21 protein-coding genes are annotated in these 25,830 nt (G+C 32.3%); 7 read left to right on the top strand and 14 right to left on the bottom strand.

The annotated features are described in order from the left end of the window. The first annotated feature begins 153 nt into the window (after positions 1–153). A complete protein-coding gene (locus BT156_RS15600; RefSeq protein ID WP_072411409.1) occupies positions 154–1,152 on the top strand; it encodes a catalase family protein in 999 nt (332 codons plus the stop codon). A gap of 106 nt (positions 1,153–1,258) precedes the next feature. Here the strand turns inward: BT156_RS15600 and BT156_RS15595 are convergent, their stop codons facing one another. From BT156_RS15595 to BT156_RS15565, 7 genes are all read right to left on the bottom strand, one after another. Then, positions 1,259–2,299 carry a TerC/Alx family metal homeostasis membrane protein gene (locus BT156_RS15595; RefSeq protein ID WP_072411407.1) on the bottom strand — a complete coding sequence of 347 codons (1,041 nt, stop codon included), beginning with the start codon at positions 2,297–2,299 and terminating at the stop codon, positions 1,259–1,261. A gap of 85 nt (positions 2,300–2,384) precedes the next feature. Then, on the bottom strand, positions 2,385–2,996 hold the full coding sequence (locus BT156_RS15590) for a TerD family protein (protein ID WP_072411405.1): 612 nt from the start codon (positions 2,994–2,996) through the stop codon (positions 2,385–2,387). A 65-nt stretch (positions 2,997–3,061) separates the two neighbouring features. Beyond that, complete coding sequence (locus BT156_RS15585) at positions 3,062–3,859, bottom strand: hypothetical protein (RefSeq protein WP_139255497.1); 798 nt, start codon at positions 3,857–3,859, stop codon at positions 3,062–3,064. Between the two features lie 166 nt (positions 3,860–4,025). Then, on the bottom strand, positions 4,026–5,204 hold the full coding sequence (locus BT156_RS15580) for a toxic anion resistance protein (RefSeq protein ID WP_083582370.1): 1,179 nt from the start codon (positions 5,202–5,204) through the stop codon (positions 4,026–4,028). 6 nt (positions 5,205–5,210) lie between these two features. Continuing rightward, complete coding sequence (locus BT156_RS15575; protein ID WP_072411402.1) at positions 5,211–5,765, bottom strand: TerD family protein; 555 nt, start codon at positions 5,763–5,765, stop codon at positions 5,211–5,213. Next, complete coding sequence (locus BT156_RS15570; RefSeq protein ID WP_072411400.1) at positions 5,755–6,579, bottom strand: phosphoribosyltransferase family protein; 825 nt, start codon at positions 6,577–6,579, stop codon at positions 5,755–5,757. The genes BT156_RS15575 and BT156_RS15570 overlap by 11 nt, the downstream gene beginning before the upstream one ends. A 5-nt stretch (positions 6,580–6,584) precedes the next feature. Beyond that, positions 6,585–7,253, bottom strand: a complete 669-nt coding sequence (locus tag BT156_RS15565) for an HAD family hydrolase (RefSeq protein ID WP_072411398.1) — start codon at positions 7,251–7,253, stop codon at positions 6,585–6,587. A 680-nt stretch (positions 7,254–7,933) separates the two neighbouring features. Between BT156_RS15565 and fusA the strand changes: the two genes are divergently transcribed. After that, positions 7,934–10,000: an elongation factor G gene (fusA, locus tag BT156_RS15560; protein ID WP_072411396.1), complete on the top strand. Its 2,067-nt coding sequence runs from the start codon at positions 7,934–7,936 to the stop codon at positions 9,998–10,000. Between the two features lie 222 nt (positions 10,001–10,222). On the opposite strand, the gene BT156_RS15555 is transcribed toward fusA, so the two are convergent. Continuing rightward, positions 10,223–11,761 (bottom strand): SulP family inorganic anion transporter, encoded by a 1,539-nt coding sequence (locus tag BT156_RS15555; protein WP_072411395.1) that lies wholly within the window; start codon positions 11,759–11,761, stop codon positions 10,223–10,225. 738 nt (positions 11,762–12,499) lie between these two features. On the opposite strand from BT156_RS15555, the gene BT156_RS15550 reads away from it, so the two are divergent. The 4 genes from BT156_RS15550 to BT156_RS22500 all read left to right on the top strand — a co-directional run bounded on the left by BT156_RS15550 (position 12,500) and on the right by BT156_RS22500 (position 17,411). Beyond that, complete coding sequence (locus BT156_RS15550) at positions 12,500–12,928, top strand: helix-turn-helix domain-containing protein (RefSeq protein ID WP_072411393.1); 429 nt, start codon at positions 12,500–12,502, stop codon at positions 12,926–12,928. A gap of 9 nt (positions 12,929–12,937) precedes the next feature. Beyond that, a complete protein-coding gene (locus BT156_RS15545) occupies positions 12,938–13,273 on the top strand; it encodes a hypothetical protein (RefSeq protein ID WP_072411391.1) in 336 nt (111 codons plus the stop codon). An 899-nt stretch (positions 13,274–14,172) separates the two neighbouring features. Next, positions 14,173–15,681, top strand: a complete 1,509-nt coding sequence (locus BT156_RS15540) for a tetratricopeptide repeat protein (RefSeq protein ID WP_072411389.1) — start codon at positions 14,173–14,175, stop codon at positions 15,679–15,681. Positions 15,682–17,285: 1,604 nt separating this feature from the next. Further along, complete coding sequence (locus BT156_RS22500) at positions 17,286–17,411, top strand: hypothetical protein (RefSeq protein ID WP_262484312.1); 126 nt, start codon at positions 17,286–17,288, stop codon at positions 17,409–17,411. A 647-nt stretch (positions 17,412–18,058) separates the two neighbouring features. On the opposite strand, the gene BT156_RS15535 is transcribed toward BT156_RS22500, so the two are convergent. The 3 genes from BT156_RS15535 to BT156_RS15525 all read right to left on the bottom strand — a co-directional run bounded on the left by BT156_RS15535 (position 18,059) and on the right by BT156_RS15525 (position 21,186). Further along, positions 18,059–18,286: a phosphate ABC transporter substrate-binding protein gene (locus BT156_RS15535; protein ID WP_072411387.1), complete on the bottom strand. Its 228-nt coding sequence runs from the start codon at positions 18,284–18,286 to the stop codon at positions 18,059–18,061. A gap of 568 nt (positions 18,287–18,854) precedes the next feature. Beyond that, entirely contained in the window at positions 18,855–19,508 is a 654-nt protein-coding gene (locus BT156_RS15530; protein WP_083582369.1) for a hypothetical protein, read from the bottom strand. A gap of 160 nt (positions 19,509–19,668) precedes the next feature. Beyond that, positions 19,669–21,186 carry a TROVE domain-containing protein gene (locus BT156_RS15525; protein ID WP_072411385.1) on the bottom strand — a complete coding sequence of 506 codons (1,518 nt, stop codon included), beginning with the start codon at positions 21,184–21,186 and terminating at the stop codon, positions 19,669–19,671. A gap of 465 nt (positions 21,187–21,651) precedes the next feature. Between BT156_RS15525 and BT156_RS15520 the strand changes: the two genes are divergently transcribed. Further along, the gene (locus BT156_RS15520; protein ID WP_072411384.1) at positions 21,652–22,098 is read left to right on the top strand and encodes a VOC family protein; all 447 of its coding nucleotides are present in this window, start codon (positions 21,652–21,654) and stop codon (positions 22,096–22,098) included. Between the two features lie 275 nt (positions 22,099–22,373). Here the strand turns inward: BT156_RS15520 and BT156_RS15515 are convergent, their stop codons facing one another. The 3 genes from BT156_RS15515 to BT156_RS15505 form a co-directional block, all read right to left on the bottom strand. Further along, the gene (locus BT156_RS15515) at positions 22,374–23,474 is read right to left on the bottom strand and encodes a slipin family protein (protein WP_228430164.1); all 1,101 of its coding nucleotides are present in this window, start codon (positions 23,472–23,474) and stop codon (positions 22,374–22,376) included. Between the two features lie 1,146 nt (positions 23,475–24,620). Further along, positions 24,621–25,172, bottom strand: coding sequence for a 3'-5' exonuclease (locus BT156_RS15510; protein ID WP_072411382.1), 552 nt, complete (start codon positions 25,170–25,172; stop codon positions 24,621–24,623). 103 nt (positions 25,173–25,275) lie between these two features. Next, complete coding sequence (locus BT156_RS15505) at positions 25,276–25,821, bottom strand: 3'-5' exonuclease (protein ID WP_072411381.1); 546 nt, start codon at positions 25,819–25,821, stop codon at positions 25,276–25,278. Positions 25,822–25,830 lie beyond the last annotated feature (9 nt).

The raw sequence follows: 25,830 nt of genomic DNA, 5'->3' as shown, positions 1-25,830 counted from the left end.
AGATTTTGAAGCGGGAAGTTTGAAGCTGGAGAATGGAAGTTTTGGAAGCTCGTAATTACCTCAATTCTACACATCTCCAAAAATTCAAATAAGATTAATATTATCGTAACGTATATCTCGAAAGTTGGCGTTATAATTGAATTTTAAAACTAAATGCCAGATCCACTAAAATATAATAAGAAATTTGACCAATTGTCGGACGAGGAAAAAGAACTCCTCGAAATCAATAAAAAAAGCATTGCCGATTTTGTTGAACAGTCTCCATCAGTAAGCGATGTTGATTATGCTACCCGAAATGCTCATGCAAAAACCTACGCCGTTGCAAAGGGACAATTTTTGATTGATCCCAATATTCCCAATGAGCTGAAACAGTTTTTTGATAAGGAAAAATTTGATTTAACGATAAGATTTTCCAATGCTCATTTAAAAGTTAAAAATAGCAAAAAAGATATTCCTGCTTATGGATTTTCCGTGAAGATAAAGGACGAAAACGGTCAATTGCTTGCCAATTTTCCTTTGGTGAATTTTCCTTTATTTCCTATTAATTCTGTAAGTACTTTTTTGAAGTTATTTACTTCAGTTAATCGGTTTTTCATTAAAAAATGGAGCTCATTTTCATTAATGATACAAATACTGAAAGTGATCCCGTCTACTTTTACAGGCTCTTTTTTAAAGAATATCATTAAGCTTTTACTTCATAAAAATGATTTTTTCCTTTCTTTTGATTATCATTCTGTGGGAGCTTACCGATTGGGAGAAAATATGATCAAAATAAAGTTGAGTCCAAGGTCTGTTGATAAGAATTTCGGAAAGAAATTAAGGGCTAAAGATGCTGTTGAAAGTTATTTTACTTCTCACGAATTTGTTGCGGATATTTTAATTCAAATTTGTTATAATTTGGAGGATCAACCCATCAATAAGCTCAATATTGAATGGAAAAATTCACCATTCATTAAAATCGGAGAAGTAAAAATTGAAAAAAAAGCTCTGCTTGATCCTCGTTCATGCGAAAACGAAATGCTTTCATTCAATCCTTTTGAAAGTAAAGTCTTCTTTCAACCTGTCGGAAAAATACAGAAACTTCGGGATGAGGCATATAAAGTTTCGATGCAGACGAGACTAAAGATCAACAAGTTACTGAAATACAAGTAAATCAATTGTCAATTTTGCTTTTCAAATGAATCGTGAATTTTATTCAAATAAAAAAGGCTCTACAATTTGTAAAGCCTTTCTATTTTTAATGATAATTGATATTAATCTATTCTTCAATTTTATCTTTTTCCTCGTCTTTATCAGGGAATATGATTGATAAAAGAACCGAGATTACCAATACTCCACCCACAATTCCTAACGAAACTGGTGATGAAATGTGGATCCACGGTGCAATTAACATTTTAACTCCGATGAAGGATAGGATAATTGCTAAACCATACGGCAATTTGCTGAACATGTGAATGAAATTTGCCAACAGGAAATACAATGATCTAAGACCTAAAATTGCAAAAATATTAGATGTATACAAGATAAACGGGTCATTCGAGATCGCAAAGATCGCAGGAATTGAATCTACTGCGAAAAGAACGTCTGTAAACTCGATAACAGCAACTACAACCAAAAGAGGTGTTGCCATTTTGATTCCGTTTTGAACGGTAAAGAACTTGTCTTTATCGTAGTTATCAGAAACTTTCCAAAAGCTTTTGATCAATTTTGCACCTGCAGAATCGCCAAAATCTTCATCGTCTCCGTCATCTCCGCCACCCCAGGATTTTATTCCTGCGTAAATTAGGAAGATTCCGAACAAGGTCATTACAACATTGATAGTAACTGCTTTACCAAAAATAGTCATCTCAGGTAAATACGTTAAATTGATAAGACCAACTCCCGCAAAAATGAATATCGCTCTGAATATCAATGCTCCGATAATACCCCAAAACAATACTTTATGATGAAGATGCTTTGGAACTTTGAAGAATCCAAAAACAAGGATAAATACAAATAAATTATCTACCGATAAAGCTTTTTCAACCCAATAAGCTGCTTGATATTGTGTGAATTTTTCCACTGCTAATGCGTGACTTCCCGGACCTAAATCTGAATTGTAAACCCAATACACCACTCCTGAGAAGATCATTGATAATGAAATCCACACCACTGACCAGATCGTCGCTTCTTTCGAAGAAACTTCGTGGCTTTTTTTGTTGAAAACTCCTAAATCCAGAAGTAACATGATAACAACCGTTATCGCAAACCCCCACACCAAACCAGGGTGCAGTTCTAAAATACTTTGATGTTGTTCCACTATAGTATGTGTTATTATATGATAAAAGCAATAACTGTATGATGTACAATTATTGCCCGTTATTTATTTTATTGATCTGAATTCCTTACAAATATTTCTGCTGAACAGTTTTAATCGTTTCTTCTAATTTTCTGTCTGCAGTAGGATCTCCGATCGCATTGAATTTCCATTCTCCGTTTCTCTTGTAGAAAACTCCCATTACCATGGCAACGTGACCTTTGAAAGATGCATCATTAGCGATATCATATTTAGCGAAAACTTCTCTGACGTTTGTTGGAGTTCCTTCGTAAATTCTGATCGACGCAAAAGGAATTGTTCCGAAATCCTGCCCTCTATAACTGTTTAAAACCAATGCAACATGCTCTACACTAGCATCCAACTGACTGAAATCAACAGTAATAACTTCGTTATCAAGACCATCATCTCCGTTTACGTCGCCCGTTAAATCATCACCGCTGTGCTTTACAGAACCGTTTTTTGACTTTAGGTTTCCGAAATAAATTACTTCAGTTGCATTTTTATTTGAATCGTATAAAATACAGCTTCCATCTAAATCTACCGCTTCTCTTGTAACTCCTCCGAAGAAACCTTTTTTCTCAATTGCACCCCAGTTGATCCCAACACAAGCCTGCGTAAGAGCTGTACCGTTTTCTTTCGTAAGGTTTATTCTTTGACCTTTTTGTAAGTTAATAGCCATCTTTTTATGTTTAGTTGTTTATTATTTGTTTGGGCAAAATTTGCCTTTTGCTTTTCAGCTTTTTATTAATTATTTAAATTTAAATTCAACATGGCGCGAAGAATATTCGTTTCTTCATTAATGTCGAATATTTTGCTCATAATATCTACACTTTCAAGATTTCGGAGATAGTCTTTCAAAACGTTTGTTACCGCTTCTGGCAATACACGTTTCCTTTCATTGATCGTATCTTCCAGCTGTTCGTTTTTTCTTCTCAACTGATTAATAATTGAGCTTTGATTTGATTCATTGGGCGTAACATCTATCTTTTCAAGTATTTTAGAATCAATCATATACATTTTCTTTTCTTCAATATTAAAAATGAAATGATCATCCGACTGAAAAACCTTAAAAAGTTCATACTCATTACCCGCAACAATGTAACCGCATATAAAACGAACTTTAAACCCCTGTATATTAAGCCTTCCGAGCAGTTTTCTTTCGATTGAATAATCCAAATACTGATACGATGGAACTGCATTACATTTTAACAGCTCTTCATCAACACCGGATCTGTAAAACTCTGTTGCATATTTTTTATAAAAATACAGAACATTGTCCCACTGCACCCGAAATTTATCTTCTGTAAGGTCGTTATAAAGGCTTTTTAACTGATTGGAAAATACACCGCTGTACATTTTCCTGTCGGTTTCAAAACTATCTGCTCTTCCTTCTTCAAAACCCGAAATATATCTATTATTAACATCAATTTCATTAATTACCGTCAACAGATCATTTTCTTTCTGACGTTTGATTTTCGTCAGCAATTCTATTAAACTGTCTGTATACTGGAGGTGAAAAAGCTCGAGTTTACTATAATCCAATCCCTTATTTTCCCGAAATAAATTGTCGATAATATCTGTTTTAATATAAATCGATATGACATCAATATTTTCAAAAAAATTCGAAAGAAGTTTAAGCTTTGTTAATCTTCTTTTACTCTGAGATAATATGGTTATAGCTTCATCATCCACCTTTATACGGTATTAATTATCCTCTGACGTTTGCTTTTAACTCATGTTCTAATGTCTGTAGATCCTGATCCAGCTTTCTTCTGCCTTCTGCACCCTGCTTTTGGATTTGCTTAACCTCGTTCAAAGTACCGATAAGTTTCGCAGTTGTTTCTCTCAATGTTTCTACAGAAACGATCGTTTGTTCGTTCGCTCTGGCAACATTTACTGAATTTTGTCCCAGACGTTCTGCATTTTTTCTCAAAATTTCTTCTGTTGTAGCAGAAACCTTTTGTTGAATCTCAATATTCTGCTGTTGTCTGTACATTGCAACCGCTAAAGAAAGCTGATTTTTCCAAAGTGGCAACGTTGTCGTCAAAATAGTTTGCGCTTTTTCAGCGATAGAAACGTTGTTGTTCTGAACCAGTCTGATTTGCGGGAGAGACTGCATCATGATCAGACGAACCACTTTAAGATCCGCCAGTCTTCTGTCTAATCTTGCAATAAAATCTCTCTTATCGGCAATTTGATAATCCTGATAAGTCTGTGGAGCAGCTTCCATCTGAGCCAATTCAACTCCAGCTTTTTCCATTCTCAGGTTTCCGACAATTACCAATTCTTCGATCTGTTTGATTGCATTCACATTACTTTCAAAAATAGTCTGTAAAACAGCATTATCCTTGGTAGAAGTAATGATTCCGGCATTTACCTTATAAGCGATCTGATCGATATTATTAACGATCTTATCATATTTTGTAAATAAATTCTCAATCTGCGTCACGATACTCTTCATGAACGGCAGTTTGCTTAAAAAGCTTTTGAATTTATTTTGATTTAATTCATCTACATCTACATAATTAAGCTCCAACAATAGATTATTGATAAGTTCTCCTACTTCTCCGGAATTTGATCTTCTCACATTTCCTAAGAAACTATCACTCTGATTAGACAACGTTCTCTGAAGATCAGCTCCAAAATTGACGATAGATCCCGGATTAGATTCATCGATAGAATCTGCAAGAACCTCGTATTTTTTACGCTCTTCGATCTGTAACTGAGTCAAATTTACATTTCCATCTCTGTCTACGAGTGGAGCCGGAGACATACTTGGAGTTGCAGGCTGAACCGGTGTCGGAGGAGCCATCGGAGCAGGTTCGAATGTCTTTAAAGGTTCAATAGATCCAAGTGGATCAATCGGTTGATTTTCTTGATTATCCATGGTAAATTATTGATAGATTGATACAAACTTGTCCAGACCATCCCTCTGTCCGCTTCCTACAGCTTCAAATTTCCATTCTCCGTTTCTGTTGTAGATTCTTCCGAATTCTACAGCCGTTTCGATTGAGAAATCTTCATCTAATTCATATTTTAAAAGCTCTTCATTCGTTTCCGTATTGAAAATTCTGATGAAAGAATTTCTTACCTGTCCGAAGTTTTGCTTTCTCGATTCAGCTTCGTGAATCGTTACTACCACTGTAATTTCTTTTACAGCATCATCAATTTTAGTTAAATCGATTTTAATTTGCTCATCATCACCATTTCCGTCACCCGTCAAATTATCTCCTGAGTGAATCACCGCCTTATCCGGAGACTCAAGGTTGTTGTAAAAAATAAAATGATTATCAGAGACTAACTTTTTGTTCTCGCCCAATAAAAATAAAGACGCATCTAAGTCGAATCCTGTTCCTGTAGACGTGTTATTGGTATCCCAACCTAAACCTACAGTAAATTTAGGTGCGTTTATGTTTTCTCTTTGTCCTTTTTGTAAGTTAATAGCCATAATATAATTCAGTTTGCGTTAAAGTGTTTATATTGTTTTCGTATTCTTTTATTAAATGATAATTGTTGCTGATCGCAAGTTCCAGCAGGTTATCCATATGTTCTTTTGTTACTTTAGACGTAAGATACTCAAAATTACTTGAATCCAGGCCTAAAATATATTTCACGATCCTTGTATTGAACTGGAAACTTGGCTGCAACATTACTTCCGCAACATCTTTCACTTCTTTTACAGCGTAGTAATTGAAGAAGTTTTCAATTGTAGGATCCAATTCAAAATTCATCAATTCAGCATAATACATGAATAAGAAATCAGCCTTTACATCAAATTCATCCAAGATTTTATTCACTGTAAATTCATGACTTCCCGTTATTTTTATATCGTCTATAAAAATACAAAGTTTTCCTCTTAAAAAATCTTTATCAAGATAATAAGTGTCATTGGCAATCAGATTTTTACGGTCTTCAAAGCTTAAATTTCCGTAATCTGTTGTATAGGTATGATTTCTATTGATTTTTGATAAAATACTCGACTTTTTTCCTTTCTGAAATAAATAAAAATCAAGATATTTTTTGAAATAAAAACATAAAAAATTAGAAGCCGTCGGAATCGCCATGTATGGACTTGGCAACACTACGATTTCTTTATCTGTATTTAAAATTTCTTCGTGTTCTGAAAGAAATCCGTCAAATAATTCTTTTGCAAATTTTTCAGCATACGATTTATCGCCATACTTGAAATAGCTGTATTCTGCGGGCGAAAAAGTAAACTCATCCGCCGAATGAATGTGGTGTAAACTGTACCTTTTATTCATTTCTATTAGTTTTTTAATAAATATGCATTAAATCCAAAATCCTTTGCACCCTTGTAATCTGCAATCGGATTATCTCCGATATGCAAAATCTGATCCATCGGCAGATCCTGATTTTTAACTCTATTTTTTACCTCCTGAAAAATAAGAGGATTTGGTTTAGAAATATTCAGTTCATCAGAATAAATATGGAAATCAATGTAATGATCCAAATTTTCATTGATCAGAAATTTCCTCATCGTTTTTCCTTTGATAAATCCTGTGTTACTTAAAACATTAATTGTTTTTCCCTGATTTTTAATTTCGTCAAAAAACTGATGTAAATTTTCGAAAATAACAACAGGTTTATATTCTAAAAATAACTCTTCGCTTTTCAGATAAAAGTCATTTAGTTTTTCTTTATTTATTTGTTTTAAATCAACATTCAAAGATCCTAGGATCAATAAATAAATTTCAAAAGTATCAATATTCCCGCCCAACACTTCATTGATATTATTACAAAGATCATCATAATATTTTACGACTTTCGCAACTTCTTCAATGGGGTTATTTACGTTAAAAAATGAGGAGAACAGCTCAACTCTTTTTGCTTTAAATTCAGGGTGAGATTTTATTAAGGTAAGCCACAAATCAAAAGAAAAATGTGAGTGATTGTGGATGTCTATATCTGTTTTCAAAATGGTTTAAGTTAAAAGTTTTTATTTAGCTTTTCTTGAAAAAGATGTTTTAAATGGTTACTACTTTCTATCATCAATTCGTGTTTAAAATTTTCAGTTTTCCCAAAGATAAAATTTTTATCATAAACCCAAAGTGTTGTCTCTCTGTTTTATGATATTTTATGATTTTAATTTTATAAACGAATTATGAAGTAATTTCCCTTAAATCAAAAAAAGTTAAAAAAATTTTTGCCATTTAATTTTTTTTTATAATTTCGCAACCGATTAACAATCAACAATGTCAACAAAAATGATAAATATTATAACTTTAAACAATCCTATCAGAGCTGTGTTCTTTGGTAGCACTGAATATTTATCTGAATAGTATCGACCTTTATAAAATAAAAATATAATTAAAGGCCTGTCTATCCAGATAGGTCTTTTTTGCTACCCTACTTTCAGCTTTTTACATTCGAAAAACTTCTGTTGTTCGGTGATAAAGTATTGGAAATTTTCTTTTAAACGCAAAATTTTACATCAACGAATAAATTATTCTAGGGAGCAAAGTACGGCGACAAAGTCGCTGATGAGGCAGCTTCTTAAAATCAATGAAATTGATTCAATCTTTGCGTTAAAAAGCAAAAAATTATCACTCAACTTTATTCCAGAAGTTTAAAAATCAACAATTTAAATTTAACAAAATGAAATACAACACACGAAATATAGGGATAATAGCACACGTCGATGCCGGAAAAACAACATTAACAGAAAGATTGCTTTATTACACAGGAATGATCCACAAAATAGGAAACGTAGACGATGGAAATACAACTATGGATAAAGATATTCAGGAGAAAAACCGAGGAATTACCATTTCATCTGCAGCCATTTCCACACAATGGAAAAAGGATGATAATGTTTTCAATATCAACATTATTGATACTCCCGGACACATTGATTTTGCCGTGGAAGTTGAACGTTCTTTAAGAGTTTTAGACAGCGTTGTCGCTGTTTTCTGTGCTTCTTCGGGAGTTCAGCCGCAGACTGAAAATGTTTGGTTCCAAGCGGAAAAACATGGAATTTCAAAGATCTGTTTCATCAATAAAATGGACAGGATCGGAGCTGATTTCTTTGCTGTTTTAAATGAAATCAAGACTAAATTGAGCGCAGTTCCTCTGGCTTTACAAATTCCAATAGGTTCTGAGGATGATTTTGAAGGAGTTATTGATTTAATCAAACAAAAAGCTTTGTATTGGATAGATGAAAATGGCGAAACGATTATTGAAAAAGATATTCCTGAAAATTATAAAGCGGAAGCAGATGAATTTAGAATAAAATTAATGGAAACATTGGCTGAATATGATGAAGCATTCTTTGAAGCTTTCATGAATTCTGAAACTCAAATTTCTGAGGAAATGATGATTGAAGCGATAAAAAGAACTTGTCAAGCCAGAGCAATCGTTCCCGTTTTATGCGGCTCTGCTTTTAAAAATAAAGGAGTTCAACCTTTGCTTGATGCGATTGTAAGTTATCTTCCTGCCCCGAATCAATTAGTTTCAATTAAAGGAAAAAATCCGATAACAGAAGAAACTATTGAATTGGAAAGAAATGAAGAAGAAACTTTTTCAGGATTGGTTTTCAAAGTAATCATTGATAAGCATATGGGAAAACTGGCAATGGTAAGAATATATTCCGGAAAAATAAAATCCTGCGATACTATTCTCAATGTGAGAACCGAAGAAAATTTCAGAATTTCGAGAATTTTGCAGATGCAGTCGGACAAAACGTTGACCATTGAAGAAGCGAAAGCTGGTGATATTATCGCTTTAACAGGAATAAAAGACGCTAAAACAGGGGACTCTTTATCTTCGATTCAAAGACCTGTAGTTTTGGAAGCAATTACAATTCCGGCTCCGGTTATCCGTGTTTCGATTGAACCTAAAACGAATGCTGATGAAAAATCTTTTGGGTTGGTTTTAGCTAAAATTCAGGAAGAAGATCCTTCTTTGGTTGTCGAAAGAGACAAACAGACGGGAGAAACTTTATTGAGCGGTTTGGGTGAATTACATCTGGAGGTGACTTTAGAAAAGATCAGGTTGAATCACGGAATTGAGATCAATCAGGGAAAACCTAAAGTTTCATACAAGGAAATTTTAACCGAAACTAAAACTCACAGAGAAAAATTGGTAAAACAAAACGGAGGAAACGGTCAATTTGCTGATATTACTTTTGAAATCGGACCTAGAAATAATAATGAAATCGGTTTAGAATTCATTAATAAAATTAAAGGCGGAGTTATTCCCAGTGAATTTATTCCATCCGTGGAAAAAGGTTTCAGAGAAGCAATGGAAAACGGAGCACTCAATGGATACCCTTTAGAAAGCATGAAAATTACGCTTCTTGACGGTTCCACTCACTCCGAAGATTCGGGTGCTTATGATTTCGAAATTGCAGCAAGAGACGGTTTTAGAGCAATTGCAAAACAGTGCAAACCAAAATTACTGGAACCGATCATGCAAGTTGAGATTCAAAGTACTGAAGAGTATACCGGTGCCGTGACTGCAGATATCAACAAAAGAAGAGGAATAATCACTTCAATTGATGAAAGGTCAGGAAGAAAAATTTTCACCGCGGAAGCTCCTTTAGCTTCCACTTTTGGATATATTTCTGATCTGAGAACGCTGACGAGCGGTAGAGCTTCGATCAGTATGAAATTGTCGCACTATGCTTTAGTGCCTGATTTTATTTCAAATACATTAATGACTTAAAAAACGAGGGCTGTGAATTTATTTTGCAGTCCTTGTTTGGGTTATAGAGTGAATTATGAATAGTAAATTATGAATTTTTCTCGCGCGGATTTTGTTAATTGCGCATATTTTTTTACTAAAAAATTTTATTTCCTACAGATTACACAGATGCTTGCGTAATATTTTAAACATCAACTCCAATTAAACTTCTAAATTATTAACCCCTACAATTCTACAACTCTCCTACTTCTCAGGCATTACTTTGTATGTAGGATCATCTTGGATATTGACGTCAATGATTGCTTCTGCGTTTTTTAGCATTTTTCGGCAGTCTTCACTAAGGTGTTTTAAATGCAATTTTTTGTTTTGCTGGGCATATCTTTTCGATAATTTATCTAAAGCATCGATGGCGCTCATATCAACAATTCTGCTTTCCTTGAAATCTACAACTACTTGATCAGGGTCATTTGCGGGATCAAATTTATCGGTAAATGCTGTTACAGATCCGAAAAATAAAGGTCCAGATATTTCGTAATATTTTACCCCTTTTTCATCAACATATTTCTTTGCTCTGATTCTTTTGGCGTTGTCCCAAGCGAAAACTAAGGCAGAAATAATCACCCCAACCAAAACGGCTAACGCCAGATTATGCAGAATAATCGTTATTAAAGCTACAGTAATACCTACGAAAATATCAGATTTCGGCATTTTATTGACAATTCTAATCGAAACCCATTGAAAAGTACTGATGGCAACCATCATCATTACTCCTACCAAAGCCGCCATTGGAATTTTTCCGATAAACGGAGCTCCAACCAAAATGATAATTAAAATAGTAATTGATGCAATAATTCCTGATAATCTAGCCCGAGAACCTGCATTTAAGTTAACTAAAGTCTGTGCTACCATTGCACAACCTCCCATTCCACCGAAAAATCCGTTGGTAATATTGGCGATACCTTGCGCAACAGATTCGCGGTTTGTACTTCCTTTGGAATCCGTAATCTCATCAACCATTGATAAGGTAAGAAGAGATTCTATTAATCCAACACCTGCCATAATCATCGCATAAGGAAAAATAATTTCCAATGTCTTTAATGAGAAAGGAATCTGCGGAATATGAAAACTGGGAAGGCTTCCGCTGATGCTGGCAATATCCGCAACCGTTTTTGTATGAATATTAAAACCTAAAACAATTGCAAAAACAATTAAGATAGCAACCAGAGAGGCCGGAATAACCTTTGTTATTTTAGGAAAAAAGTAAACAATAGCAATCGTCAAAGCAGTTAAACCCGCCATAATATATAAGGTTGTACCTTGAAGCCAACCTACAACTCCGTTGCTGTCTGTGATTTTAAACTGTTCAATCTGAGCCATAAAGATAATGACTGCCAAACCATTCAGAAAACCATACATTACAGGTTGCGGAATTAATCTTACAAATTTTCCGAGCTTAAAAACGCCGACCAATAATTGAAAAATGCCGGCAAGAACAACTGTTGCAAAAAGATATTCTATTCCGTGACTTTTAATTAAAGCAATCAAAACCACGATCGTTGCTCCAGCTCCACCAGACACCATTCCGGGGCGGCCACCTAAAATTGCGGTTACCAATCCCATCATAAAAGCTGCATACAAGCCCGTCAAAGGAGAAAGACCCGCTAAGATTGCAAACGAAAGAGATTCCGGAATCATGGTCATGGCTACAGTAAAACCAGCCAACAACTCATTTTTGTAGTTTATTTTTTTTGAAAAGTCGAAAATATTGAGATAGTTATTCATTTCAACGCAAAGGTATGTACTTGAACTAATTTAAACAATCATAAAATTTGACGCCACAATTCCATCTTAAAATATTCAACAATAAAGTCAAAAAAAATGATAATATTTCACTAACACGTGTATGTATTATGTTATTTTTAATTAAATTTAAATTTTTAACAATATTTATCAATTCATTTTTTGGTTTGATTTTTAATTTTTATATATTTGAATGCAAACAAATTGATTTATTTCCAAAAGCTATTATAGGAGTTATTCAAAATATTTTTTGAAAAAGGCCTGAATAAATCAGGGAAATCAAAGGTTTAAAACCAGATAAATAAAACTGCATCAAAGAGCTTTAATAGGTAATATATTATTCATACTCATAAAAAAAAGGAAGTTTGAAATAGGTATATACGGTTTTTATTAAGCAAATGGAGTGAGAATTAAAAAGAATGATGGTACAAATTTTAACGTACATCAAATTCTTTACTATAAAAACTACCTGAAAACAAGAAATCATTACTCAACAAATAATGATTTTAAGCAAACCATATATTAATTGTATTTAATTTTTGTATTAAATAAAGTCTAAGCTGGCTTTATGTTGTATCACTTAAATTATATTCAAACTGTTATTTATTTTATAAGTTTCAATAAAGAAGCAGAGTGTAAAAACCTCTTTTTAAGAAAATAATAAATACTTATTCATTCTTTTAATGCGCATGTTCAATAAAGAAATATTTATTAAAAGAAATGTTATACAAAGAAATACATATAGGAAAGTTCATCAAAGAAAGGGTTAACGAAAAAGAAATTACAATGGAAAGAATTTGTAATTTTTTGAACAAAGATGAAGATTTTGTTGAAGCAATCTATACAAGCAAATCTGTGGATACGGATCTTCTTTTGAGATGGAGCAAATTATTAGAGTATGATTTTTTCAGACTCTACAGTTCACACCTTATTTTATACGCTCCTCCGTCTGCAGTAAATAAAAGTGCTACTAAATCTGAAAAAATACCTTATTTTAGAAAAAACATTTACACTCAGGAAATTAAAGAATTTATTATTAGAAGAATTCTTTCCGGAGAAATGACTCAAAGTGAAGTCATTAGAGAATACTCAATTCCGAAGAGTACACTTCACAGATGGTTACAGAAAAACGACGATACTAACGAATAAAAAAGCCTGATGCGCCCAAATTACACAAGAATCTACCAGGATATGCTAAGACTGGAGCATCCTGAAAAATTAAAAGACCCAAAAATACAACAGCTTATTAAAAATCTTAATACAAGTGAAGATGTATTAAATTTTAATGAAAGATTATTTGAACAGTCCAAAGAAGCTCAAAAGAATAATCAGAAATTAAAGACTTATGACAAGAAAACGATGCTCAAACTTTTACAATATCAAAAGAAGCACGGCTTTTCTACAAGTTATATGTCTCGAAAATATAAAATAAGCAGAACTACATTGGCGAAGTGGAAAACAACTTTTGAAGAAGAGTTTGAAGCTTTAAAATAAAAAAACGGATGGATTAAATTTCATCCGTTTTTTTTATTTCACATATTATCAATTCTATAACAAGCACTTTAATAGTAAAAAATTCAACTTACAAACTGAAGAAGATATAGGAATTTGGTTAAGAAATTTAATTAATTAAAAGTAGGAATCAAATTTAATTTTCTAAATATCAATCACTTAAATTAAAATAGTATATAAATGGTATACTGTTTTTTTTGCTTTTTCATGAATTTTGTTTCTATTTGCATCAGTAAATCAATAGTGAATGTGATTAAAAAGCTATAACACAAATGATGAAAAAATAATTTTAAAATTTTAATCATATCAATTTAAAAGATCTGCTAAAAAGTAAAAATGAAAGAAAATTTGTCGTATTAAGTCACAACTAAAAACGATAAGTAAAAAAAGACAAATGATGAAAGCGCATCAGTAAAATGCCCCATTTTCTCTGAAGCAAACCAAAAACACACAATGATGAAAATTAATAGCTGAGAAAGGGTAATATTTCTCATCCAAGTATTTACCCTTTTGCTATTAATTTTTATGTATTTCCGTAACTATTCGTACTTACTTACAATAAGAACACAAAATATGAAAAAAATGTATCAATAAAACGCCCCAATTTTTATTAGTACAAATTCTAAACACACACAATGGTGAAAATTAATAGCTGAGAAAGGATGATACTTCTTGTCCAAGTATTTACCCACCTGCTATTAATTTTCTTTTCTTATTCCTTATTATTTAAATTTAACTAAAAAAAATACCTTACATAGTTAACATTATTTCTTAATTACCAAAAATGTAATTAAAATAATACTTTATTGACAATTAATCAAAATATCTATCTATTTTTACCACAATAAACAACATGTACATATTTAAGGGGGAAAAGTGATATGATCAAAGAAAAATCTTTCATAAGAAACACTCTATTTATTTTTTTTATTCTATTCTCAAATTTGATGGCATCTCAAGATAGCCAACTAACAAAAATTGATAAATTACTAAAACAGGCACAGAAAAGCCATACCGAATACCGTGATTTTGAAGAGCTTAAATTAGCCAAAGAAGCTCATATACTCGCAGAAAAGACCAATAATTCTAAATTAATTTCTGAAAGCTGTTATATATTAGCACGGGCATTATGTTCCCTTGAATTACAAAAAGAGAGTCTATATTATATACAAAAAGCTTCAAAACAAAAGTTTATAAAGCAAACACCAATTCTTCAAGCTAAATTAAACGAATTAAAATCATACAACTATTACCGTTTATCATTAAAATCTCAAAGTTCAGCTGAGCTTTATAAAATCCTGGATCTTTTAAAAGGAAACAATGACTATCCTTCCGTTACAATAATATTTAGGACGTATGATAATATCGCCAATCATTACTTCGATGAAAACCAATTGGATTCTGCCTTTATTTATTATGGATTATCTACTAAAGAATTAGAAAAATTACCCGAAAATAGATTCCACAATGTGTTTTGTGAACATTACATAAGTCTCGGAAATGCATTCCTAAAAAGAAGAAATGCAGATTCGGCGTTATACTATTTCAAAAAAAGCTATGAATTAAAACTAAAACATAAAGATCCAATACTTTTTGCACAGTATATGGTATTTGGAAGCTACTATGACGATCAAAAGCAATATGAAAAAGCTTTAGAATTATATCTAAAAGCAATTGAAAACATGAAAAAACATTCTGTGAATACCATTCCGTTTAATTTTATGAATAAAAAAATTTCTGATTTATATGGAATTTTAGGCGACAAGAATAAACAAAATGAGTTTGCAGAACTTTATTCAAAAAAAGAAGATCAGCTCAGTTTGGAAAAAAACAGAAATATTGATTATGCAATGAATATTATTCTAATTGATAAAAAAAATGAATATATTTCTACTCAACAGAAAAAATATGCCTGGATATTTATTGGCATTTCGATATTCATTACCATCTCATTATTTGTCTATGGTATTCTCAGAAACAATCTAAGACACAAAGAAACTACAATCTCTGAATTCACAAATACTTTAAAAGAAAAAGAGAAAACAATTTTAAAAAAGAACGTTGAAACAGAAGAACTTCAACTAAAAGTAAATAATGCATATGCTGAAATAATAGAACTTGCAAAAAATAACAATCCTTCTTTCTATTTTCGCTTTCAGGAGGTCTATCCAGAATTTCAAAGAAAGCTGTTAGAGCATAGCCCCAACTTAAGAACCTCAGAGCTTATACTTTGTGCCTATATATATTTAGGCTTTACAATTAAGGACATTGCGGAGTATACTTTTAAATCGGTGAACACAATTCGTAACAGAAAACAAAACTTAAGAAAAAAATTCAGTATACAAACTGAAAAAGATATGGGAATTTGGTTAAGAAATTTAATGCATTAAGATTCCATAATAAATTTAAAAATATGAAAATCAAAAACTTAATTAAAAGTAGTATATAAATGGTATGCTACTTTTTTTGCTTTTTCATGAATTTTGTTTCTATTTGCATCAGTAAATCAGTTGGACAGTTTGGTTAAAAACATTAAAACACAAATGACGAAAAAATAAAAACACAAAGAACATTAATCTAATTATTCCTAAGATTTACTAAAAAGTAAAAATGAAAGAAAACCTACCGTATTGAGTCCCAAGCCAAGACGGTAAGTTTAAAAAAAACACAATGATGAAAAAAGTATCAGCAAATGCCCCAATTTTTTCTGATGCAACTCAAAAACACAATGATGAAATTAATAGCAGATAAAGGGTAATATTTCTCATCCAAATACTTATCCTTTTGCTATTAATTTTTTGTTTTCAGGAACATCTAAACTTCCCTAACACCCTAATATATAGAATTTTATTTATCTTTTGAAAAAGTTTTATTTACTATATCTTCAATACGATTATTTTATTTTTTCTAATAATCCCCAAAACAATTATACAAATCTAAAGCGCAAAAGTTAGTATGATCAAGAAATATGGAATATGCTGAAGAAATTTAACTCCTAATAAAGAGTAATAAATTATACTTCTATATTTCAAATATTTAAACTAAAATAGTATATAAATGGTATTTTATTTTTTTATGTTTTCATGATTTTTGCTTCTATTTGCATAAGCAAAATCAATCGGAGATTTGATTTAAAAAACTTCCAAACACAAATGATGAAAAAATGCCAGCATTAAAATTGATCAGATCCAACCGATAGAAATTAACACAAATGAAAAAATTACGGTATTAAAATTCCCAAACAAAAACGATACATTAAATGCACAATGATGAAAAATCAATAGCTGAGAAAGGATTCTTATATTGCCCTTATGCTATTAAAAACAAAAAACTAGTAATATCATAATAAGGTTTTGACAATAGGCTCTAAATTAGTTATTTAGAGCCTATTTTATAATTAAGATATCTAAAAACTTAAAAACATCAAGGTTTTCGATTAATAAAAAATTTCTCAGAAAAAATGAGCATAAAAAAAAGATTTATTTTTTTAATTATTATATAAAACATACATCTTATTAACAGCTCAATTAAGTTTGTAAAATATTTAATATTAATAAAATTAAAGGATATCCAATTACCTAAACATAAATTAATAAACTGATTATCAATATTATAAATCAAAATAGTATATAAATGGTATGCCCTTTTTTTTGATATTGCAAGAAATTTGCTTCTATTTGTATCAGTAAAATTAATCAGACATTAATAGTAAGATTTATTAAAAACACAAATGATTAAAAATTTATATCAATAGACAATGCCCCACTTTTCTTTGATATAATTAAAAAAACTCTGATTTTTATTTTACTAAAACACAAGATGAAAAAACATTAAAATGAAAACAAGGGCAATATTCAGATATTGCCTTTTTCTTTTTAATTTGTATTTATTATTTTAAAACATTCAATTTTTAATATATTTTCAAAAAGCCCGATAAAATAATTATTATCGGGCTTTTGTATTAAAAGGTAACTATCAAGAAAAGTACGGGGCAATGTCATTTGCCGGAGTTGAACCGGATAGTCTTGTTGGAGTTGCCAACTTCACTATTCCTCCCCAAAAGTGGACGATGGAACTTTTCTCTACGACACTTTTATTTTTACATAAAACAAGGCGATAAGCAAAAAGCGTAATCGTGCTCTAACCAACTGAGCTACTCTTCCTATTTAATATTGTGTTTTAGTTTGTGGAAGAGACGGGACTCGAACCCGTGACCCCGTCGTAATGAGCGAAGTAACACTATTCTACGGCACTTGTTTTTTATTTTTCCTATTAAAAAAAGAGGCAAAATGCAAGAAAACTATAAAAATATAAACCCTTTTCAGATTTATTCTGGAGTCGAACCAAATTAACCGAAGTAAGTTTTTTCTAACGGCACTCTTTATTTTGTTAAATCAAGTTAAAAAATTATAGAATCTTCGTGCATTTGCTCTACCTGCTGAGCTACCTCTCCTTTTCGAGGGAAAAGGCAGGAATCGAACCTGCGACCCAATGTTTACTCAATCTCGAAGTATGATTCTAGGACGACACTTGATTTTTACATTTAAAAAATTTTAAAATCGAGCAAAAATTTGAAAGAGACTTTTTTTCAATTTGGATTCGAAGGAACTCTTTCTTACGGCATCGATTATTTTTATAAAGTAAGGTGAAAAATCAAACAGAGACTTACTGACAGAGCGATACCAATTACGCCATCCTGAATTTTCAGGAACAGGACTCGAACCTGTATTGCTGTCCCTTAAACGAAGAAATTCTGTTTTACGACACTTACTTTTTATTTTTCCACTGGGTTTTTCTGTATTTTTTCCAGGTTCTTTGAAACTTATCCTGTTTAGAGTTTATAGTTTCAAAGCCATGTGGAAAACAACGCGAACATCCCATTTCGTCTCCGTGTAAAATTCTGGAAACCTGTACATTTGAAATTTTCTTCGGGAAATCAATTAATCCGTATTCATTGATTCCAAAAGATTGTCTTAATGTTTTTAATTTTTTCATAAGTATTGAGTATTAACCTCAATACACTGCTTCTTTAAGACATTTTTTATAATTATTCATGGTTATTGTTTTTTGTTGTTGCAAAATTATTGCGTTAGTACGCATTCTTTTTACGCAGTTAAAATTTATTTTTAAAAACCAAGTAACAAGTTATAAGAGTTTTTGAATGTTTTTCAAATTGGAAGTTTGACGATGAAACTCTATGGTAACGACATTGGTTATTTAAAACCGAGCAATCTAGCGAAAAGACTCATATTCAATTAGAAGTCGAAGGATTTCTTTTCTTACGGCATCGGTTTATTTTTTTAGGTCATTGCGAGGAATGAAATGACGAGGCAATCTCAAAACTTTTTATTTATATTTGTTCGTTTTGCCTTGAAGCAAAAGAACCAAAAATTCAAGACTTGGAAACTCCGGCTAAAAATAATCTATACTCTCTAAAAATTCTAAAACTTGCGCGAATTAAAGATTTGTTCTTCGATTCTAAATTTGTGTCGCGCTTCAAACAGTAGAATTTTCTTAACGTTCGTATAGCTTATTTTCTTAACGCCTACATTTCCTAGGTCGATTATTTTACTCCTGTCATTAATTCTGAAATCCTTTCTGCATTATCAATCTTCATCTTTTTTAGAATTTCTGATATTGTATTTTTAAATTTAATTTGTTGTTGTTTTACTTTTTCGAATTCAATTCTCAAGTTGGATTCCTCAATTTCAAAAATTGGTTGTATATCTAAAAACTCATTTAAATTCAGATCTGAATAATCTGAAAATTGGATCTTTCCATTTTCTTTTTTATAGAAAACAGAAGGGTGGCCGATCCATAAATCCGACCATTCTTTTGACTCATTTTCTAAAATTCTTTGCCATTCTTTAATATTGCTAATATCTCCACAACAAGTTGGTTTTATTAAAATTTCATCATTTTTTTTTAAAACAATTCCGCCATCAAATGGCATAATTTGATCTTCAAAATCACCTAAATCAATTTCTTGAAGATCAATTTCCAAAATAATTTTTAAATTCCTATCATCAACATCTTCAATATCAACAAAATAAGAATCTTTATCTATTGTATCAAAATCAAGATCAATTGAAGAAACAGCTTTTACCCATTTTCTATACCATACTTCAGGATTTGGCGGATCTGAAACTTCCGGCAATTCATATTCTTCTTTGGAGTACTTCAGCGGACTGATTTCTATTACATTAATAAGTTCCATATTAGTTTATTATTTTTATTCCTAGCCCCGATTGCAACGGCATCCTTTTTCTGAAATGGCTTTGAAAAAAAGCGTTGGCGAAAAAGATACAGTGGAAAGCGGGAAATAGCTCCTAAAAAAATTAATGGTTATTAGTTTTTATTTTTAAAAGCAGTGCCTTTTACAGCACTACTTTTTTTATCATTGCTACCGCTGATTTTCGGTCTTCCAAAGCATTCAGTACATCGAAAATTTTGTCGGACCAACCAGCGATAAGGTATACATCATTTTTTCTGACATCTAACGGCTGTTTTCCGTAACCCGCCAAATCAAAAATATACAATTTTGCATTTGGGTTGAAACTTTTGTATTGATTCCAAGAATTTTCAAAAGAATTTCTACCTCCGTTACTATCCCAAAGCTGAGTATCGGTGAACAACATTACTTTATCCACTTTTTCACGTCTGTTCAGCAAATCTTCTATCACCAAATAACCGTTTGTGGAGTAACCAACCTCACCTTCTCTCTTGTAGAAAGCATCTACGTTTCTCAGAATACCGTTTTTAGGCATCGGAACTCTCTTCCAAGTGTCACCAAACATACCTGAGATCACATTTTTGCACTGTGACTGCAACATCATCGACATCAACAAACCGATATCGTACAATAAAACCTTAGATTTCGGAGAAACTGGCTGTTGCATCGAACCCGAAACGTCTGCCGCGATTACCACTGAAGTTTCGAAACCAAAACCTTTGATATTTTTTGCACTCACCATCACCGCATCTTCCAATGCTTCTAAAATTGATGACAGGTAAGGTGAATCGATCGTTTTCAATTCTCTATACGCCGCCAAAAATCTGAATGGCAATTGTTTTGAATTTCTCACCGCTCTTTCATCCGACAAATAGTTACATACTTTATACATCGCATCTGACGAAACGTTGGCTTCTAAGATGTTTCGCAAGTTTCTCAACGTTGCCATATAACCTAGTTTGTTGCTGAAAATCAATTCTTCCCATTTGTTTTTGAAAGCTGATTTTCTTTCTGCTTCATCAGCAAATTTTGTCTGACCCAAAACGGAAAGCTCTACTTCCCAAGTGTATGGAGTTTCCAACGAATCGTTGACGATTTTGTTGAAAATTGCCTGTTGATTTTCGTCTTTTGCTTTTGGATGGACCAAAAACAAGGCATCTTTTAAAGTAACTTCAGCTTTTCTATTGTATTTTGCAAACTGGTATTCATCAAATTTATTGAAAGATTTTACCAAACCTTTTTGAATTTGTTTTGAAAGTTTGTTCAGTTTTTTTGTTTCTGTTCTTTCGTTGGCTAATTGATAATACGCCAGCAATTCTGTGATTTCGTCTGCTCTTTGGATAACGCCGTCAACGGTTTTGCTTACCAAGTCTGTACCTGAGGTTTGCTTTGCCAATTCAGTAGTCAAAACCAATGGAATCGAACGCAAATACATATCTTTTCTGGCATAAACCGCCAATTTCGCAACGAATTCCGGATCATTTTTCAGAATCAGAGATTGAATTCTCGCCAATCTGTCATTTCCTTTTTCATATGAAGTGTTTGATAATCCTGTTGTAACAACAGCACTATATAGCTCTTCTGCAGGTGTCATTGTATAAGCTTTTGCACCTTCGTAGTTTACAACTACTTTATTCTCTTTTCTTAAAAAATTAAATTTCATGGTTACTGTTTTTAGTGTTAAACATTTTGGAGGATTATCACTTCCTCTCTGATTTCTTATGCAAAGTAAGGATGCTATTGCGCAGCCTTTTTGCGTAGTATAATTTTTTATGAAAAAGTTTTGTGTTTTTGTTTGTTGATATTCGCAAAGGCGCTATTTCTCTTACTATTAATATGTTTTAAAGGTGCAAGAATTTTATCTACGATAAAATTGATTGTGTACTAAGCCCATTGAGAGAAATCTTTTAATTGTTAAGATTCCACGTTTCACTGCGTTTCGCTCTGAATGAACAAACGTACCACTGAATCTTTCCGCTTTTGAATTAATTAAAAAATCAGACAACAAGTAACAAATAACTATCAACCAAAATAAAATCTATCTATCATTCATTTTACATAAAGGAATTGCTAATTTGAGTTTTTTGGAAAATCGTTGTCTAGCTTTGTGTACATTAAAATGTAAGCTATGATAAAAGGATTATATGAAACTCACGTACAGGTTAGCAATCTGGAAAACTCTATACAATTTTATACCGAAGTTTTAGGTTTGGAGTTTGCCCATCATGATGGAAACCGTCCGATTGCATTTTTATGGATTGGAAAAAATAAAAAAGCCATGCTTGGTTTATGGGAGCAAAAGGAAAATTTACAGACAAGACATTTTGCTTTTTCTGCCGATAAAGAAGATATTCTGAATTATTCTGTTGAGTTTTTAAAAAATAAAAATTTAAAACCTTACAATTTCTTAAAAGACGGAATTGATGAACCCATGGTTTTTGCATGGATGCCGGCTTTAGCTATTTATTTTAATGACCCCGATGGAAATCAACTGGAATTTATTTCTATTTTGGAAGGTGATGGAAAACCGGAATTGGGAGTTATTTCTTACGAAAAATGGTTGGAAAACAAATAAAAAAGCAACAAACCTAAGATTTAGATTTGTTGCTTTTTTGTAACCTTGATGAGATTCGAACTCACATTCCATATTGGCATTGCGGCTGTAAATACGCTTCCCTACTTCTCCTAAGATTTTCGGTGCTTCTGTAAACTCTACCCATTAGTCCGCGCGGGTCTAACCGGAATATCCGCAAACTCTACGGTAGTAGGTTTTCCTTTTAAGCTACAAGGCTGTTTGTAAAGCAGGCTTCCTTTTATAGAAACCCGCCTTTATAATAATGGTTATTAGTTTTATTTTGCAAAGATCTCTTTCAGCTGAGAAAGGATATTACTGTTTCCGGAAACGGTGATATCTCCAATTTTGTCGGCGATCTTTTCCATATATTCCATTTCTTTCAGCTTCCACAGGACTTCGTTTTCTTCCATCAGTTTTGCGGTGTTCAGCAAACTTCTTGTGGAAGCGGTTTCTTCACGACGCATAATGCTGTTGGCCTGAGCTTTTTTCTCGGCGATCAAAACCTGATTCATGATTTCTTTCATTTCTCCGGTTAAGATTACGTCACGGATTCCGGCATCAGAAGCTTTCAGACCAAGATCTTCGGCTTTGTTACCAAGATTTTCAAGGATTTCTTTTCCTACAGAATCTTTTTTTACCAGCAATTCATCCAACGTCAAAGCTCCAACGAACTCACGCAAAGCCAATTGCATCAAAATATATAATTGCTTATCATATTCTTTATTTTCCATCAACGCTTTTTCAATATTTTCCACCTGAAAACGCACATAGAAATTGATACGAAGCATCGCTTTATCTTTCGTCAAAAGTTCCTGACCTGCAATTTCCATTTGCTGCATACGCATATCAATGGCTTTGACTTCAACAGAAATTTCGTTGTTCCAGAAATAGTAAGTTCCGGCGTCCAAAACTTTGGTTAATTTTCCGTCAATTAACAATAATCCTTTATATTGATTCGTCACCACAAACTTTCTTGTGAAATTTTTCAACTTCATATTTTCCAGAATTGTTTTAGAAATTTTCTCTGTGATCTCAACTTTCGTTAAGTCGACTTTTTGAAATTCCCTGTTCAAAACACCTTTCCAGAAAGCATATTGACCAACATTCAACACTTCTTTGAAGATTCCGTTTTCCTGTACCAAGACAATTTCACCATCTTTCACGTCTACAATTTCCAACATTGAATTCAAGCCTTCATTTTTCAATAAAAGACTCAAGTCTTCAGTTGTTTTAAACTGGTTTTTCATTTCATGAACTTCCACAGATTTATTACCGAAAATCCAGTGATTCCCTTCTTTTAAGATCTCAATTAAGTTTCGGTTTTTGAAAACCAAACCAACCTGATACGCTTTAATTTGTACATTTTTAAACATCATATTTTATTTTAAGTGTTATTAATTTTAATTAAAAAAGAAAAATTCGAGATTCTCTCTTCCAAAAATGGCGGAAGGAAAGTTTTTCATGAAATTTCTTTCATTTCAGAATAGTATTTTAAACTTATTTTCTAATGAATCAGATCTTGGGCGTGTCCCTTGCCATCGCTGAAAGCAACAACTCGGGTCGCTACGTTCACTTCTACTCCTCGTTCATCGCCTTTCGGCTCTTCACTGCGGGGTATCCGTTACCATCGCTCACGCGGAAAATCGTCCTTCTTAGAAAATTCAGTCCAATTATTGCCTATTCATCAACTAAATTTTATTTTCAGAAAAAATCTTTTCTTACAAGCTTTTTCAAAATGTTGATTCAGCAACTGAAAAAAACTCAAATTTTCCCATAACGAATGTTTTTTAATGAGAAACATTCAAAAACTCTAATAAAAAATAGATTTTGAGTCTATTTTCAACCTACAGTGACAGTGTAGTGCTCTAACCAACTGAGCTACTTCACCCGAAGTGAAGACAGGATTCGAACCTGTGCTAAAAATCTATTGTTCTACCCATTGAACTATATTCCCATTTTGGAAATAGAAGGACTCGAACCTTCAACCTATAGAGCCGTGTGAAATTTTTTGGAAAATTCCGAAACCTTCAAGTCAAGTTGAACAGAAAAAAATAATGTTTCTCAACAAAATCTCCTGCAATGGTGCTATACAGAAACACTCAACAAGACTCGCCTGATATTTTGACTAAAATCTGTTTTTCAAAATTTTAGTGTTGTTTTGTTTTGATGATGCAAAGTAATGGCTTTAGTACGCAGTGTTTTTGCGTAGAATATTTTAATGTGATTTTTTTATAATTTTCTTTTGTCTTGAAATCGAAGATTCGACGTAGTCAAACAAAAGAAACAAAAGTTCAAGACTTGGAAACTTTCGCTAAAAATTAAAATTTAATCCTAAAATCCCCAAAACTTGCGCGAATTGAATATTTGTTCTACGGTTCAAAATTTGTCTCGCGCTTCAAACAGTGGGAATTTCTTAACGGATTAATTTTTAATTTTCTTAACGCTACATTTTCCTATGTCGATAAAAAAACTCCCTATAAAAGGAAGCCATTGTTATATTTCTACATTGCTAAATTGTTACATTAATTTTGTTGTAAACACCAATGTAAAATCTTCGCAATATTTTTGGCATCATCTACACCTCTGTGATGTGTACCTTCAAGCTTAAAATTCAGTTCGCCTAAAGCTCTTGCCATTCCTACACTTTTACGAACGGTCGGATGCAATTCTCCGAATAATGTTTTCACATTGATATGATCATCACTCAAAGGATAATCGACATTGAATCTTCTTGCCTGATTTTGAAGCATATTCAAATCATAATTTCCATAACTTGCCCAAGTCACATCTTCAGAATCGTATTCTGCTCTTAGAATATCTAAAGCATCTTCAAGCAAAATGCCTTCTTCATCAAGCATTTTCTGAGTAATGGAAGTCAGTTCCGTACAAAACGGACTTACTTTTGAATATTGAGGTTTCACTAAAATTCCCTCATTTTGCGAAATCTTACCGGTTTTTGCATCCATAAGGCAAACTCCGATTTCTATGATTTCACTTTCCTGACCTCTCGGCGGGCGGTCATCCCAACACGTGGCTTCAAGGTCTATAATTAATATATTGTCTGTTGTTTTCACTTTTTTAAATGTTTTAAAAGGCTGGAAGATGGGTGCGGGAAGAGGGAAGTTTTACAGTACGTAATTCACTTCCTGCCTCCAGCTTCAGATTTCCAGCCCAAGGTTATTCCAAAATTTCTCTCAAAATTTTAGCTGCATTGTAAGCATCGTCTGCTCCGCTGTGATGATTTCCTTCAAAATCCATATTCAGAAACTTCAGGGCTCTTTTTAAACCCATCATTTTATGAAGTCCGTTATATCCTTTGAATTGATGCATTATATTTAAATAATTTTCAGAAAAAGGATTTTCAATGCCGAGATAATCACATTGTTCCATGATCTGCTCTTTATCAAAATTTCCAAAACCCGCCCAAGTAAGAGAAGCTGAATCATATTCATCTCTGATTTTCTCGCAGGCTTCTTCGAAATGAATTCCTTTTTCTTTTATCATTTGCGGCGTAATTCCTGTAAGTTCAGTACAAAATTTACTGATTTTAGACCTTTCTGGAATTACATAAATGCTTTGTTTCTTGGAAATTGCTTTCGTTGTTCTATTTAATTCGCAAATTCCTATTTCTATAATATCGACTTTTTGACCAATTGGAATCCTGTCGTTTTCCCAACATGTGGCTTCTAAGTCGACGATTAATATTTCGTTTGTTGTTTTCATAATTAATTT

The sequence above is a fragment of the Chryseobacterium limigenitum genome, from assembly GCF_900114875.1.
Lineage (GTDB): Bacteria > Bacteroidota > Bacteroidia > Flavobacteriales > Weeksellaceae > Chryseobacterium > Chryseobacterium limigenitum.
The sequence above is the reverse complement of the archived record's forward strand: the minus strand, read 5'-3'. Positions and strand labels throughout refer to the sequence as shown.